This window comes from Bacteroides intestinalis DSM 17393, assembly GCF_000172175.1.
Classification (GTDB): Bacteria; Bacteroidota; Bacteroidia; order Bacteroidales; family Bacteroidaceae; genus Bacteroides; species Bacteroides intestinalis.
On the sequence record NZ_ABJL02000008.1, the window covers coordinates 1,488,298 to 1,503,594 of the forward strand.

Here is a 15,297-nt window from a genome sequence, read left to right on the forward strand (position 1 = left end):
CCCTTGCACAGTCCAAAAGTTTCACTACCTTTGCAACCGCAAAAGAGAAACAATGGTGCCATAGCTCAGTTGGTAGAGCAAAGGACTGAAAATCCTTGTGTCCCCGGTTCGATTCCTGGTGGCACCACGAAGAATCACAGCAAAAAGATGAAAACCTCTGAATTTCAACGAATTCAGAGGTTTTCTTTTTGTTTCAACTGTGCAAAACATGCAGATTTAGGAATTTCAATCGTGCCAAATTCGTGGCTTTTTTTTGAGCCACTGAAAAAAGCCACGATTTGATATGTAAAGCACAGATATTCACTTATTTGCATAGCGTGCGTTTCATCAAACATTAGCACTTTTGTACCACAAAAAATGTATGTAAGATGAAGCATGAAACAATGAAAATCCTCTTCGTTATCAAGAAGAGCAGCTTGCTGAAGAACGGCGAAGCACCTATCGTAGTCCGTGTTACTATCAACGGAGTGTCTGACGAGGTACGCATACAGCGTAGCGTATTGCCTCGTTTGTGGAACCAAGCCCGTGGCTGCTGTAAAGGCAGAGACAGGGTTTCAATCGAATTGAACGATTACATCGAATCTCTCAAAACCAAGATTCACAACCTTCACAAAGAGTTGTTGCTTGAAGACGCACTCATCACTCCTTCCCACCTATTGAAACGCTTATTTAATAAAGGTGATAAGCGAACCTTCCTCAATACAATGGAAAAGGAGATTAAAGCAATGGAAGCACTTATCGGTATCGAGTATGAAAAGATAACCATCAACCGATATTGGAACTGCTACCGTTGCTTGAAGGCTTGTGTTCAATCTTTCTATGAAAAGGAGGATATTGTCTTTCCTGAACTTTCTCGTGACTTTATTATCTATGTCGAGCGACATATGCGTCTTGAAAAGCGTCTTTGCCAAAATACATTGGTGAGATATATGAAGTGTTTCAAGAAATTCGTCAATATGGGACTTAATATGGGTTGGATGAGAATCAATCCATTCGCCGGCATACAATATCGCCAGCAGGAAAATGATCCTACATTCCTGACTCTTGAAGAAGTCAAGACAATAGCAGGTATGGAATTTCCTGTAGCTCGACTAAATATTGTTAGGGATATGTTCCTGTTCAGTTGTTTTACAGGTCTTGCATTTATAGATGCAAAGGAGTTGAAACGCACTGAAATCATTAAGGACAACAATGGCAAGATGTGGATTAGAAAAGGTCGTCACAAGATGAAAAAGGAGAAGGCAAGATGTATCAGCAATGTACCTCTTATCACTCCTGCCATAGAAATACTTGAGAAATATGAGGATCATCCAACCTGTATTGAAAAGGATGTCTGTTTACCTTTGTTCTGCAATCAGACGATGAACTCATACCTGAAACAAATTGCTACGCTTTGCAATATTGACAAGAATCTGACCACACATGTGGCCCGTCATACATTTGCCACGACCATAACTTTGGCTAATAAAGTTTCGTTGGAGAATGTTGCAAAGATGATGGGGCACGCATCTACCCGTATGACTCAACACTATGCAAGGGTGTTGGATCAAACCATTATGAGTGATATGGAAAAGGTTCAGATATTATTATAATAAATAGATTCGAAGCCGAGTTCACCAAACCACAGGCAAAGGTAACTCGTGTTCTTTTCGTCCAAGCAAGGTCAAGCCCTGCGGGTGTCGTGGAAAAATCATCCTCGCCCCGTGGGGCTTTCTGTATTTTTCCACACAACCTTGCCTGACGAGAACACGACCTTTTAGAGCCTGTAGTTTGGGAACTCCGGCCCCGAATAGCCGGACTAACAAGAAATATATAATGTTATGTCACAAGCAGTATTAAACAACAGTCAAGCAACAGGTCATACCGACCTGCTATCAGGTATCTTGAAGGTACAAGTGAGAAACGAGGAGAAGATTACGGAGCAAGACCGTATCTATTGCCAGAATCAGCAGGACGAGCTTTACAAGACGCTCGACCAGATTGCCTGGTGGTACAACATCTTCAAGAGAGAAGCCGAGAAGTATGAGGGTAAAATCAAACTCAAGCATGAGCCGAACGGTAAGATTACCACAAACAGCTATGACCTCCACTATCGGTACAATAATGACGAGAAGGATTATACCCATCACGAGTTTACTCCTTTCAAGAACATCAATGAGTTGGTGGATAGTCGTCATAACGCTATCAGGAACTTCATCAGTCGTATCATCGGCTATTTCAACAACACATACAGCGTCTCTGTTGAAGCTCCAAAGATTGACGAGAAGACTCTGCCGATAGACTTCCGCCCTGTATATAACACCTATGTAGATGTGGTTATCGAACATCTTGGAGGCAAGAGTTTCCGAGATACTGCCGAGGAGGAGTTAATCAAACGATTCCTTGAAACGGTCAGACCATCTAACTGGAGCAAGGTAAAGCCTGAACTAAAGAAGGACAAAATCATCTTCCCAGATATTGTAACTTGGGATTCCTTCCATTACGAATATTATAAGGATTATAAGTTCTCATACGAAACAGACCGTAAGGTCAGCCGCTTCTGCGAAGGTATTGCCTTCGGTGCAGATGATGTACTCTGCGGAAGTATCGAGATGATTATGGGGCTTGATACCCGTAATGTAGATATCTCCCGATGGTATGACCTGACAACGACCAACGCCGTAAGTCTCAAATTTTACGGAAACACCCGCATTGATGTCAAGTTCAAGGACAGTGCTGCGGCAGAGAACTGTTTTAAGCGACTGCGACTAAATGAAATCAAACTAAGAGACGAGAACTGATGACCACACGATATGTATGACACTCCGTAGGTACTGCCTGCGGGGTGTCTTTCGTTTTTATCCACTTCAATCATTACAGCCATGTATGCCATCATACCACAACAGATACCGCAAGGCAAGCGTGCGGAGATCAACGAGAAGATTCTCTTTGCCATCAATTCCGGTAAGGATATGATTCCTGCGGAGAGTATATACAACTGCTATACAGGTATCGGAGGACTGCACAACCTCAAGCAGTCGGACTTCGCCAGCTACCACGAGTATGCCGAGGCAAAGAAGGAGTTCGAGATGGGACAGTTCTTCACACCGCACGAGGTATGTCGGGATATGGTAGATGTACTCTCTCCCACATCGTCAGAGATGATACTCGATATGTGTTGCGGTATGGGTAACTTCTTCAACCATCTGCCAAACCAACACAACGCCTACGGCTTTGACATAGACAGCAAGGCTGTGGCAGTGGCAAGGTATCTCTATCCCGATGCACATATCGAGAAGTGCGACATACAGCAGTACCACTCCGAGCAACGCTTCGATGCCATAATCGGTAATCCTCCGTTCAATCTGAAGTTCGATTTTCGACTCTCACAGGAGTATTACATAGACAAAGCATACCATCTGCTCAATCCCGCGGGCTTCCTGATGATCATCGTTCCAGCCTCCTTTATGCAGAATGAGTTCTGGGAGAAGAGCCGTGTAGGAAGAGTGAACGAGGACTTCTCCTTCATCGGACAGACAAGACTATCACCACAAGCCTTTACATCGGTAGGTGTAGATAACTTCAACACCAAGATAATGGTCTTCTTGCGTCGTTCACAGCATATCGAGATGAATCCCTACAATGCCGATGAGTTCGTCTCTATGGCAGAACTCAAGGAGAGAGTAAAGAAAGCCCGTGAGATGAAGCACTGCTTGCGTCTTGACCTTATGCGTGAGACCAACCGCATAGACAAGGAGGAGTTGGAGCACTTCGAGTACAAGCTCGCCAAGTATATGTATGAGTTGAAGGCTCACAAGAAACTCAACAAGCATATCGACAAGGCTGTGGCTCTTGTTACCAAGTTCCGTAACCAGAAGCCTCCAGAGAATGCCACCAACGAGCAGATGAAGGAGTGGGAACGCAAGAAGCTGACCACTGCCAAAGTGCTGGCCACCATACGCAAGTATATCACCTCGCAGAATGTCGTACCACGCAAGGAGGTCGCATTGGTAAAGACCTCCTACGGCTTCAAGCTCAAGCAGTATGTACCACGACTGCTTGACAAGGTGGAGCATAAAGCGGCAAGCATCAACGACCTCATATTGGATAGTACCGTACTGCCTATGCCGGAGATAGCAACCGAAGAGAATCTACGACAGATACGCATCGCCAAGAGGCTTATCCGCCGTAAGCGTTGGCTCTATGATATACAGATTCAACCATTCTCCGATATGGAAACGGACGATGCCCTTGCCGAGTATCTCGACAATGCCACCTTCGTAAATAAAGATGGTGAGGTATGCGAGTTTACACAGTTGCAGAAACACGATCTGAACCTTGTACTTCAGAAGCGGTATGCTCTGCTTAACTGGCAGCAAGGCTCAGGCAAGACCGCAGCGGTATATCACAGAGCCAAATACCTGCTCAAATATGGCAAGGTACGCAATGTGGTGATACTTGCCCCTGCCATTGCCACCAATATGACATGGACTCCGTTCCTCGCCATAAACAAGGAGCGATACAGAGTGATACGCACATACAAGGACCTTGAATATGTGCCGAGAGGTATCTTCCTGCTGCTATCCACCTCTATGGTCGGCAAGCTCAAACGCGACCTTATGCGGTTTGTGAAACTATCGTCAAGGAAGCTATGCCTTGTATTCGATGAATCGGACGAGATTACCAACCCATCATCACAACGCACAAAGCATATTCTGGCAGTCTTCCGCAGGCTCAAATACAAGATTCTCGATACGGGAACAACCACCCGTAACAATATCGCAGAGCTATACAGCCAGTTTGAGTTGCTATACAACAACTCGGTCAATATGACTTGTTGGTGCAGCAGTATCTACCACGAGAACAGAGATAAGGAGATAGAATGTGAAAGGAACCTCCACTGCGGTGAGCCATTCCCAGCGTTCAGAGGTCATGTGCTGTTCCGAGCCTGCCACTGTCCGGGTAAGGCTACGGTATTCGGCATTGAGAAGCAGAATCAGGATGTCTATAACAAGGATGAACTCTTCGACCTCATAGGCAAAACCATCATCACCCGTAAGTTCCGAGACTTTGCAGGTGAGAAATACAAGATACGGACACATACTGTAAGCCCCTCAGAGGGCGAGCACGAGGTCTATCGTGTCATCATCGAGGAGTTCTGCCGTATCTGTGAGCTCTACTACAACAGCACGGGTGACACGAAGAAGGATGCAGGACTGAGGCTTATGCGACAGATAAAGTTGCTTATCAAGGCTTGTTCGGTACCACACCTCATATCGGGATACTATGGCGATGACTACCCGAGCAAGACACGATACATAGAATCATTGATACGCAAGATACCTGGCAAGGTAGCCATCGGCTGTACCACCCTTGCCGCCTTTGACCTCTATGAGAGCTATATCCGTGAACGCTTTCCCGACAGACCGATATATGTCGTAAAGGGAGATGTAGCGTTCAAGAAGCGTCAGAGCATAGTGACGGAGTTCGACTCCACCATCAACGGCATACTGATATGCACACAGCAGAGCTTGAGCAGTTCGGTAAACATACCCACCTGCAACGATGTGATACTGGAGTCACTGCAATGGAACATACCCAAGATGGAGCAGTTCTACTTCCGTTTCATACGCCTCGACTCCAAGGAGATGAAAGATGTGCATTATGTCACCTACGAGGACTCCGTTGAGCAGAACCTCATGGCATTGGTACTCACCAAAGAGCGTCTCAACGAGTTCATCAAGACAGGTGAAGTGAAAGAGCAGTCGGAAATCTTCGAGGAGTTCGATATCACAATGTCGGTCATCGACAGCCTGCTGATACGCTCAACGGACAGCGAAGGTAAGATACATATCAGCTGGGGAAGCCAGCGAGTAACAAGTTAAACAGAAAGTCTATGGAAAATATGGATTTAAGCAATGCCGAGGTTGCCGTAACCACACAGCACATCCTGGACGGGAAAGAGTACAAGGACTACTGGGTGCAAATGTCCGACTACAGCGATATGGGAGAATTTCTCTGTGCCTGTTCCGACCTCTTTCCCGAAGAAGAGGAACCCGAGTACAGATATACCAAGTGGGAGAACATACCCGACAGGCTGATAAACCGAGAGTGGATATGTCCCAACTTCTTCGAGATACGCGATGCCATGGAAAGGCTCGATGAGAACGAAAGGGAGTATTTCGTCACTTGGAGCGAACACTTCGGATATGACATCACAACCGATGATCCGCATATGATGGTGTCGCACTATCAGGATATATACGGTAACACCATACAGGAAACCGAAGAGGAACTTGCCGACATAGCCGATGATGCTTTGGTATATACAGGCATATCGGGCAACTTCTGCGACATGCTTCCTCTTCAGTATGAGATATTCGATGATAACTATAACTAAAATAAAGGATATATGGAAATCAGTTTCAAAGGACCGGTAATGCCTATTGACCCGTACTCGCAGTTGGCATTTGTGGAGATACTCAACATCATACTCATTGCAAAGCACATTATGGATGTGAACAGGTATCTCATAGCAAGGAATGTAAACCCTCAGTTCGGCTCACTGTCGGGATATTTCCGATGGTCGTTCGCCAACGACAGGTTCACGCTGTGGCAACGCACGGACTACAACTCCGATATGTGCTTCTCACATCGCATATTGGATATGCCGTTCTGTATGCTTGCAGCAAAGGATAAAGAGAACGATGAGAGAGTATTCAACTAACCATCAAAGAATATGGGAACGACAATCAAGGTATCCAACAGAGAGATAGCGATACGAGCCTTCGACCATCTGAGGCACGAAAGAAAGAGTGACTCTGCACTGCGACTGGCTCACCACCTGCTGCACTATGACCGCATATCGATCGGCATAGGTGAAGTGGATTGGGAGATAGATATGGCTATCCAAAAGTTCGGTGGCAATCCCAGAACAGGATACCGATATACGGCACATTTCAGTTTCAAGGGTGAAACGGAGATGGAGAAAGAGAGATACGAAGAGATATTCAACGGTAAAGAGTAACCGAAGGGCGGCCACAAGGTCGCTCTTCGCATTTATAGACATATGTACGGGAAACCGAATCCTGCCGTACACAGGTAACGACAAATGAACGAAACAAAGAAAACACTCACAATGGAGTTCATAGAAAGCATAATGGATGAGAAATACACCCTCGTATGGGTGGACTATCGGGAAAGTTTTGATGAGAACCGAGACTTATTACAGAAATGCCTTGAAAAACAAGGCTGCGAAGATCTGTGGTCAAAGGTCGAGGAATGGTATGAGGATGCCGAGGAGCAGGCGACACAGGAGATAATCAAGGGGCTGAAGAGCCACTGCATAGACTTCCACGACTTTGAAGAGGACGAAGTTGAAGCCTTCTTCGAGGAACACGATGATGAGATAAGGGACGAGATACGCGAGCGAGACGACTCAACCACGGTAAACGACCTCATCAAGAATACCAACGACATACCTGTACGAGTGGAGATGCTATCCAACTACGACTGCATCAACTCCTGCTGGTTAGAGTCACAAGGTGGCTTCCGCTACAAAGAGAGTTACTTCGGGGATATGATTGATACCCTTCGCCTCAACCCTGCAAAGGTGAAGAAGGCATTGACGGAGAAAGGCTATACCGTATATGGCAGATTTCCGAACAAGAAGTATCGTGACGGCAAGGAGCAGGTGTCTTACGAGGACTTCTGCCAGGAGTTGGAGAACTCCTGCTGCGGAGCCAATCTGCTTACCTATATCGGGCTTGTAAACCTCCGCGACCTCTACGATGCCGACTTCAAAATAAAAGAGGTCATTATCCCAAAAGGTAACACCTGCGGGCTGTTCAGCTCGATGTATGGCGGTGGCAGTCTGATAGAGATGGAACTTAAAAACGATATCAGAATCCGACTGGATAAGGCACGCAAGGACGGCTATGGTTTCCGCCTGCGACTTGACAATGAACGCTCCAAGTATGACTGCTCCATCAAGCATGTCTATGGCGTATGTGACTGCTTCTTTGGCAAGCAGGTAAGCATCGTTCCGGCAAACTAATCAGTATTAACAATAAAAATATAAATGTATGAAGAAGATTGAAGTAAAGGTAAGATACCTCTTCGAGGGTACTTACACCGTAGCGGCAGATGACCGCAATGAAGCACGCACAATGGTAACAAGAGATTGCGGACTGGTTCTGGGTGGAAACATCCACACCACACTCGATGATGACGAGGTGGATTGGAAGTTCGATGTTCACCCCGATATGCAGATTCTATCCTACACAGAGAAAGAGAACGAAACAAAGCGTCTGAAGATGGACTTCTCCGACAGGATAGAGACACTCCGTAAGGACATCATAGATGCCATACGGCAGTTGCTCTACTCGCACGGGTTGACAGAGATAACCTTTCCCGAAGAGCAGTATGATCCTGTATGGGTAATATGGTTCAATTGGGACGGAGACCCATACGAGTGCAAAGTAATGGGTGTCAAGGTAACGGACAATAGCATGACGGTAATTGCTCATGACAAGATTTGCAATGATGAGGTGACTTGCTCCACACCCTTTGAACTCGGAGCAAAGAACATCGACTGGCTATATGAGATATACGATGCCGTATGGCAGCAATTGGAAGAGAACGAAGATAACAACGCTTAAAGATTACGACTATGAAATTAGACCCTGTAAATGCAGTATCGAGCTTCCACTACTATATGTGGAACGCTTGGAGCGAGGAAGAGTGCAAGATTACCTTCGGATGTGCTTATAAGCACTTCTGGGAGAAGTGGAACTCCCTTGCAAGTAAATCTATCCTCGGAGCGGCAGAACGATTCTATGCCGAACTCTCGGACAACAACCGTGAACTGCTTGTCAATCGTGCTGTGGCACTCTATGACGGCAAGGCTACAAGAGAAGAACCTCACGATGATGATGTATATGTCTGTGATGCTTGCGGTTCAAGAAAAATTGAGATTCAAGCTTGGGTAGATGCCAACAACGCAGAATATCTAAGTGATGTAGATGATGACGATACGGACTGCAAATGGTGTGCAGACTGTGAACAGAGTCAGAATTTCTGCACATTGAGCGATTACAAACAGAAGATGCAAGATTGGTGGAAAGACCTTGACTTCATTACGATGGAAAGCATAACAGGATTGCACGAGACTAACTACTCATCGGAAGATGGTTCACAATCCTTTGTAGATGCCTGTAACGATTGGTGGAATGGTCAAGACTACGATACCCAACGAGAACTCTATTTCAAATCACAATCTTAATACTTACTGCTATGGCTGAGAATGATATTATCGAAAGAATATGCGGCTCGTGTAACTGCGATGAAGCGACCGCAAAGGAGTATCTGAATGATGAGATACGCCACCTCAGAGAGCTGCAAGAGGTAAACGACCTGCAAGAGAGCGACATTGAACTCTCTTGCAGTGGTCTCGGCATCGAGTCCGAATGTATAGAGTATTTCACAATGGCATTAACCTACTAACATCTACTACTATGGCTTATTTTAAGAATATACACTCACTGGCGGAACTCAAGAAGGAGTATCGCCGATTGGCATTGGAGAACCACCCCGACAAAGGTGGCAGTACCGAAGTGATGCAACAAATAAATGTGGAGTTTGAACGGCTCCACGAGATATGGAAGAACGACACCACCGTATCGGCTAATGCTTCAGGTTATGAGAATGACTACGCAGGAGCATCGGCAAAGGAGTATGCCGACTTCGTATATAACGAGTATCGTTGGAAAGGTCGCAACTATCAAGGACAACACACTCCTGAGATTGTGGAGCTGGTGCGTAACTGGATGAAGGAAACCTATCCCAAGTATAAGTTCTCCGTATCAAGACACCACTATAACTCTATCCATATCTACCTCGTCAAAGCAGATTTCGGGGCATTCAAGAAGAATAAAGGTGTTGTGTTCCACCACGATGTGAACCACTACCACATTGACAACGATGACACCCTAACCGACAGAGCCAAAGAGGTGATGAAGAATGTCTGCGACTTTGTGATGTCGTACAACTTCGATGACAGCGATCCGATGACCGACTACTTCTGCACCAACTTCTACCTTACATTAGGTGTAGGCACCTACAAGAAACCATACAAGGTAGAACTGCCGAAATTGGATTGCAAGGGCAAGAAGCCCGATGTCTTCAAGCACCCCGAAGGTGCTGCACACAAGGCAATACGCCAAGCATTAGGAGGTGCCTATTTCAGTTTCCACAATAGCCAACGACTGCAAGGCAAGATGGTACTCGGTGAAGATTCCTACGGACATAGTGGCGACAAATACTTCTGGCCACTATCATACTCCAGTGCCAAGACCGCACAAAAGCGAATGGATAAATTGGAGAAAGCAGGTATCCGCTGTAAACTCACGGGCAACAATGGCGGCTGCATCGAGTTTCTCGGCTATACTCCCGAAACGGAAGCCCTACTCGAAAAGGAGCGTCAGGATGTAATTAATGCTCATCAGGCATGGCAAGCGAAGCAGGTACAAATAGGATAGACCTAAAAATCATATAGAAGTCTTATCGACTTCTATATGATTGATCGGCATGGTAGTCATAGAGATTATCACATTTACCTCTAACAAACTGTCCTTTCTCTGTATTTGGATAATTACGAGCTACAGTCTTAAAATTACAAAGCATATACTGAATATTTGCCCCAGTTTCATCATCTGTTACAATATCACATGCAAGATTTATCAACTCTTCTACTTTCCCTATAGCAGCTTTGGTATTTTCATCGTTTTCCCAATCACGCTTTTCACACACTTGTCCCCAATAACTTGTTCCTCGATAATATTGTGTCAACCCCCAACACCAATCAAAGGAATTCCTTATACCGATAGCATATTTAACCATCAGCAATGCTTTCCGATTTGGCTCTGTTGTGAGATTGATTCCTCGTTCCAATGAGTGCATTTCCCTTGCAAAGTCATACCTGAAATCCGTCTTCATTTTAATTGCTTTCGGTTCAGCACTAAATGGATCATATGCCATATATACGTTATGATGGGTTTTATATGATTCACTAACTTTTCCTAGATATTCTAAAGCTTCTTGATACCGCATATAACGAAGACACTGTGTACCTACAATATCATTCAAATAATCACTTCCGATATAACCACAATTATTCAGAAATCTATCAAATTCATTCTGTGGTTTATCTACTCGTTCAACATATCTTATAGCTTCATTTACTCCAAGGCTATCTATCATTTCAAAAAAACTATTGCTATAATCGTGTGGATTAAAATTTGTTGAATATCGATAACTTGACATTGTGTAAGAATGTACAACTTTATCATCCATCCAATCACATATTTCATGCCTGTTTACTATATTAAGTAATCTGTTATCTGCCATATTAGCAAGTTGTAATGCACGGGTAGTTTTACCTGATTTTATCATGCGAGGACAAACTTCAGCTAATAGGATTCTACGCATCATATCATTCCAATAGTAGTAACTTTCACAATTGAATAGCATATAACCACGAGCAGTCTCATTGCGGACTTTATCATCTATATTAGATTGAATTTTTGAATCTAGCCACTTTAGCTGACCAAATAAACGGTTTTCATAATAAGAATCGTATGGTAACAGCTTAGCGTCTAAATATATTCTAAAGATTTTAATTGATTCTTTTATATACTCCGAAGACCTACTTTTTTCAGCCAAACTTAATAATCGTGACGCACTGGCAGTATTGCCATATAAATCCTCAAGAAATGCAGCAGTATAATACCACATTGCAGGATTATTGCTTTTACCACAGCGAGCCATTTTTAAACATAGATTATACAATTTGTCCAATTCTGGCGTTTTTTCCAGTTCATCTTCCCAATAGAATTCACCTAGAGGCTCGATTTCTCTGATATACTTCTGCAATGTTTCCTCTATAAATCTACTATTGGGTGCATATTCACATATAAACTCTAAAGCATCTATAATGGAAAGTTTTTCACCTGAACGTCCAAGACAAAACAACATAGATTGAATATCTCCTAACTGAGCAAAGTATTCAATGGCTTTTTCAGAACGCTTTATATGAAATTCTGCTCCTGCTATATATGGTTGGATAAGCTGTCTCATAAGGTTTTCGTCAGACCAATGAGATATTTCGTTTTCCCACAACTCAATACACCTTTCATATTTAGACAAGGAGAACAAAGCCCTTACTCCTTGTAATAAATATCTGTCTCTCAGTCTAGAATCTTTTATTGATATAGCACTATCTGCTATTTCTTCCAATGTCATTCTAGCTCCGATTTTCATTGACGGATAATACCAACGAGAATTACGTTTTAGACGTATGTATTCATTAGTCTTTGCTAGAAGTAGAAAATCAAGGATTGCGGTATCCTTTTGGGTAATCCATTCAATAAATTTGTTTTCATGACTATCTCCTCTATTGTCATATAAAGCTTCAAAACTTTCTAAATCCATTTTGTATACGACTTGATATATATCCTCTAATGGAATCGTTTCAGAAGTAAGTTTCTGCCATTCTTCACAGTTCTTTCCTTCATTAGGATTTTGTTTTTCTATCCTTAATTCCGCAACACTATTATAAATATAACTTTTTAAGTACCTGAGCAACAAAAAGTTGCTCAGGATTTTGTCATGTCAGATTTTTCACCTATCTTAGTGTTGCAAATCAAAATATGTATCAAACCCGACAGACATGGCAAAGAAAGCAATAAAATCTGAGAAACTCACTCCTTTTGGAGGAATATTTGCAATGATGGAGCAATTTGACTCCACATTGTCATATGTAATTGACACAACCCTCGGTCTAAGATGCAGGCTGTATGGTTATCAATACAGCGAAATCATCCGTTCTCTCATGAGCATCTACTTCTGTGGCGGCTCATGTATTGAGGATGTCACAACTCATTTGATGCCCCATCTCTCGCTTCATCCGACACTTCGTACCTGCAGCTCTGACACTATCCTCAGAGCGATAAAGGAACTGACGCAGGAGAACATTTCATACACGTCAGATACGGGTAAGAACTACGATTTCAATACGGCTGACACCCTCAATACCTTACTGCTCAATTGTATGTGTGCAGCTGGTCAGCTGAAAGAGGGTGAGATGTATGATGTTGATTTCGACCACCAGTTCATAGAAACAGAGAAATATGATGCAAAGCATACATACAAGAAGTTCCTTGGTTATCGACCAGGTGTGGCGGTTATTGGAGATTTGATTGTCGGCATTGAGAACAGCGACGGCAACACAAACGTCCGTTTCCATCAGAAGGACACGCTGAAGAGATTCTTCGAAAGGTTTGAACAGAACAATCTTGTTATCAATCGTTTCAGAGCTGATTGCGGCTCGTGCTCTGAAGAGATCGTGGAAGAGGTTGCCACCCACTGCAAGACCTTCTATATCCGTGCCAACCGCTGTAGTTCGCTCTACAATGACCTCTTCGCTCTCAGAGGCTGGAAGAGGGGAGAAATCAACGGCATTGAGTTTGAGCTGAATTCCATTCTTGTAGAGAAGTGGAAAGGCAAGACATACCGGCTTGTGATTCAAAGGCGGAAACGGATGGACGGTGAGCTTGACCTCTGGGAAGGAGAATACACATACCGCTGCATCCTGACCAACGACTACGAGCCTTCCGTAAGAGAGATTGTCGAGTTCTATAACCTCCGCGGAGGAAAGGAGCGCATCTTCGATGACATGAACAATGGTTTCGGATGGTCCAGATTGCCCAAATCCTTCATGGCAGAGAACACAGTGTTCCTTCTTCTTACAGCACTTATCCGTAACTTCTACAAGGTCATTATCCAAAGACTTGACGTAAAGAGGTTCGGACCCAATAAAACAAGTCGCATAAAAGCGTTTGTCTTCAGATTTGTCTCTGTACCAGCCAAATGGATCAGAACATCAAGGTGGTATGTGCTGAATATCTATACCTGTAATAATGCTTACGCAGATGTATTCCAGACTGATTTTGGATGACGACTACAACTTATGGGTATGATACTGCGTATTGTCTCAAGTCGCATTGTGGGGTAAGGGGGTATTGTAGGCAGAAGTGGGTATTTCAGCCTCAATTTATCTAATAATTCAGTAATGAGAGAACGTGTACACGTAAATAGGACGATGAAGGACTTAGTTGCGGATTTGAGGCTTATGAAAAGCGTATTGCTTTCTCAATACATGCCGTTCCTCTTCGCTCAGCGACAGGAAATAGGCTTTCCATCCCGGACAGAAATTGATGTGCCATCGCCAAAAACGACCCAACAATGACTTGGGTGAACGGTCGTATCGCCGCCTCAGTGGGCACTGCTGACAGTTATGTTTCTTTTCCAATACTTTATCTATTTATCTTTCGTAAAACTCTCGTGGCAAAAATAAGGATTATTTTCAGTGATCAAGCACACAGTTCATTAAAAAAGAGAGGATTTGCTAAGATTCAGAATAACGACGAGCCATCGACCCCAACGGGAGTCGAACTTCAAGTAACCGCACATGATACAATGTGCGGGTCGAAGTGCCTTCCCAATCCACGACCCCAACGGAGGTCGAACCTTTCTACAGATTATATGGTTCGACCCCGTTGGGGTCGGATGTATAGGAGTCATCTGGCCATCCGCAAGTCTTTGACATTGCGGTTAACGGGGGTGAGACCCTTTTCAGGGTCTGTTTGTTTGCACACCTTCATTCTACATAAACGGCTAAATTCAAATATTAAAAGCGTTTACATATTGCAACGTATTTATCTGTTATGCTCCTATTAAATTGTTCTATATCCTTATACTTTTCAACTAAATCCTTTATCACAGGCGCATTTAAATCGACGTTTAGGGTATATTGAACAAAAGCACGTAGCATCTCATAATTATAATTTACTCAAGTTTCGGATTTAGGTTGAGAGGATAGATTTGGGCATAAAAAAGGCTTTGAGGATTTCCGTATGTCACGGAAATTTAGTAATTTAGAGGTGCCCAAACAACTAATTACAATCACTCAAAGCCATGAGCAAAATTACAAAAATTCCATCGGAGATCCGCAACTTTTTCACGGGAAAACGAATCAATCCCGCATTTTCCAAGTTTATGACCCTCCTTGAGGGGATGAGGATTTCAGACAAAGATCTCGGAGGGAAAAAACGTGAGAACTGTCAGCTTACCAACCTTCAACTTTTCCAGATCATATTGATTCTGCCGTTTATGGCCGTCCCGGGTTTTTCTCATTATGCCGGATCGTCAATCTCGAAACTGTTCGGGGGTAAGAAGGACCTACTCTATTCGTTTATGGCC

14 protein-coding genes and 1 tRNA gene are annotated in these 15,297 nt (G+C 43.8%); 13 read left to right on the forward strand and 2 right to left on the reverse strand.

Going from position 1 to position 15,297, the window contains the following annotated elements:
• The first annotated feature begins 54 nt into the window (after positions 1–54).
• From BACINT_RS15290 to BACINT_RS15350, 12 genes are all read left to right on the forward strand, one after another.
• Positions 55–127 (forward strand) — tRNA-Phe (locus BACINT_RS15290).
• 241 nt (positions 128–368) lie between these two features.
• On the forward strand, positions 369–1,592 hold the full coding sequence (locus BACINT_RS15300; RefSeq protein ID WP_007664598.1) for a site-specific integrase: 1,224 nt from the start codon (positions 369–371) through the stop codon (positions 1,590–1,592).
• A gap of 228 nt (positions 1,593–1,820) precedes the next feature.
• Positions 1,821–2,780, forward strand: coding sequence for a hypothetical protein (locus BACINT_RS15305; RefSeq protein WP_007664604.1), 960 nt, complete (start codon positions 1,821–1,823; stop codon positions 2,778–2,780).
• Positions 2,781–2,861: 81 nt separating this feature from the next.
• Positions 2,862–5,864 (forward strand): N-6 DNA methylase, encoded by a 3,003-nt coding sequence (locus BACINT_RS15310; RefSeq protein WP_007664605.1) that lies wholly within the window; start codon positions 2,862–2,864, stop codon positions 5,862–5,864.
• 11 nt (positions 5,865–5,875) lie between these two features.
• Positions 5,876–6,379 carry a hypothetical protein gene (locus BACINT_RS15315; RefSeq protein WP_007664606.1) on the forward strand — a complete coding sequence of 168 codons (504 nt, stop codon included), beginning with the start codon at positions 5,876–5,878 and terminating at the stop codon, positions 6,377–6,379.
• A 12-nt stretch (positions 6,380–6,391) separates the two neighbouring features.
• The gene (locus BACINT_RS15320; RefSeq protein WP_007664607.1) at positions 6,392–6,706 is read left to right on the forward strand and encodes a hypothetical protein; all 315 of its coding nucleotides are present in this window, start codon (positions 6,392–6,394) and stop codon (positions 6,704–6,706) included.
• A gap of 12 nt (positions 6,707–6,718) precedes the next feature.
• On the forward strand, positions 6,719–7,006 hold the full coding sequence (locus tag BACINT_RS15325; protein ID WP_007664608.1) for a hypothetical protein: 288 nt from the start codon (positions 6,719–6,721) through the stop codon (positions 7,004–7,006).
• Positions 7,007–7,090: 84 nt separating this feature from the next.
• Positions 7,091–8,035 (forward strand): protein kinase family protein, encoded by a 945-nt coding sequence (locus BACINT_RS15330; RefSeq protein ID WP_007664609.1) that lies wholly within the window; start codon positions 7,091–7,093, stop codon positions 8,033–8,035.
• A gap of 28 nt (positions 8,036–8,063) precedes the next feature.
• Positions 8,064–8,639 carry a hypothetical protein gene (locus BACINT_RS15335; protein ID WP_007664610.1) on the forward strand — a complete coding sequence of 192 codons (576 nt, stop codon included), beginning with the start codon at positions 8,064–8,066 and terminating at the stop codon, positions 8,637–8,639.
• Between the two features lie 11 nt (positions 8,640–8,650).
• Positions 8,651–9,262, forward strand: a complete 612-nt coding sequence (locus BACINT_RS15340) for a hypothetical protein (protein WP_007664611.1) — start codon at positions 8,651–8,653, stop codon at positions 9,260–9,262.
• Between the two features lie 11 nt (positions 9,263–9,273).
• Positions 9,274–9,483 (forward strand): hypothetical protein, encoded by a 210-nt coding sequence (locus BACINT_RS15345; RefSeq protein WP_007664612.1) that lies wholly within the window; start codon positions 9,274–9,276, stop codon positions 9,481–9,483.
• Between the two features lie 11 nt (positions 9,484–9,494).
• Positions 9,495–10,517, forward strand: a complete 1,023-nt coding sequence (locus BACINT_RS15350; protein ID WP_007664613.1) for an LPD29 domain-containing protein — start codon at positions 9,495–9,497, stop codon at positions 10,515–10,517.
• A 22-nt stretch (positions 10,518–10,539) separates the two neighbouring features.
• Here BACINT_RS15350 and BACINT_RS15355 read toward each other — a convergent pair whose 3' ends face one another.
• Positions 10,540–12,624, reverse strand: a complete 2,085-nt coding sequence (locus BACINT_RS15355) for a hypothetical protein (RefSeq protein ID WP_232288774.1) — start codon at positions 12,622–12,624, stop codon at positions 10,540–10,542.
• An 82-nt stretch (positions 12,625–12,706) separates the two neighbouring features.
• On the opposite strand from BACINT_RS15355, the gene BACINT_RS15360 reads away from it, so the two are divergent.
• Entirely contained in the window at positions 12,707–13,993 is a 1,287-nt protein-coding gene (locus tag BACINT_RS15360; protein ID WP_007664617.1) for an IS1380-like element ISBaov1 family transposase, read from the forward strand.
• Positions 13,994–14,146: 153 nt separating this feature from the next.
• On the opposite strand, the gene BACINT_RS23785 is transcribed toward BACINT_RS15360, so the two are convergent.
• Positions 14,147–14,347, reverse strand: a complete 201-nt coding sequence (locus BACINT_RS23785; RefSeq protein WP_007837439.1) for a hypothetical protein — start codon at positions 14,345–14,347, stop codon at positions 14,147–14,149.
• Between the last annotated feature and the right edge of the window lie 950 nt (positions 14,348–15,297).

What these genes read in the sequence shown, in the direction of transcription:
- BACINT_RS15305 (WP_007664604.1), top strand. Translation starts at nt 1,821, where the DNA reads ATGTCACAAGCAGTATTAAACAACAGTCAAGCAACAGGTCATACCGAC.
- BACINT_RS15360 (WP_007664617.1), top strand. Translation starts at nt 12,707, where the DNA reads ATGGCAAAGAAAGCAATAAAATCTGAGAAACTCACTCCTTTTGGAGGA.
- BACINT_RS15350 (WP_007664613.1), top strand. Translation starts at nt 9,495, where the DNA reads ATGGCTTATTTTAAGAATATACACTCACTGGCGGAACTCAAGAAGGAG.
- BACINT_RS15345 (WP_007664612.1), top strand. Translation starts at nt 9,274, where the DNA reads ATGGCTGAGAATGATATTATCGAAAGAATATGCGGCTCGTGTAACTGC.
- BACINT_RS15340 (WP_007664611.1), top strand. Translation starts at nt 8,651, where the DNA reads ATGAAATTAGACCCTGTAAATGCAGTATCGAGCTTCCACTACTATATG.
- BACINT_RS15315 (WP_007664606.1), top strand. Translation starts at nt 5,876, where the DNA reads ATGGAAAATATGGATTTAAGCAATGCCGAGGTTGCCGTAACCACACAG.
- BACINT_RS15310 (WP_007664605.1), top strand. Translation starts at nt 2,862, where the DNA reads ATGTATGCCATCATACCACAACAGATACCGCAAGGCAAGCGTGCGGAG.
- BACINT_RS15320 (WP_007664607.1), top strand. Translation starts at nt 6,392, where the DNA reads ATGGAAATCAGTTTCAAAGGACCGGTAATGCCTATTGACCCGTACTCG.
- BACINT_RS15330 (WP_007664609.1), top strand. Translation starts at nt 7,091, where the DNA reads ATGAACGAAACAAAGAAAACACTCACAATGGAGTTCATAGAAAGCATA.
- BACINT_RS15325 (WP_007664608.1), top strand. Translation starts at nt 6,719, where the DNA reads ATGGGAACGACAATCAAGGTATCCAACAGAGAGATAGCGATACGAGCC.
- BACINT_RS15335 (WP_007664610.1), top strand. Translation starts at nt 8,064, where the DNA reads ATGAAGAAGATTGAAGTAAAGGTAAGATACCTCTTCGAGGGTACTTAC.
- BACINT_RS15300 (WP_007664598.1), top strand. Translation starts at nt 369, where the DNA reads ATGAAGCATGAAACAATGAAAATCCTCTTCGTTATCAAGAAGAGCAGC.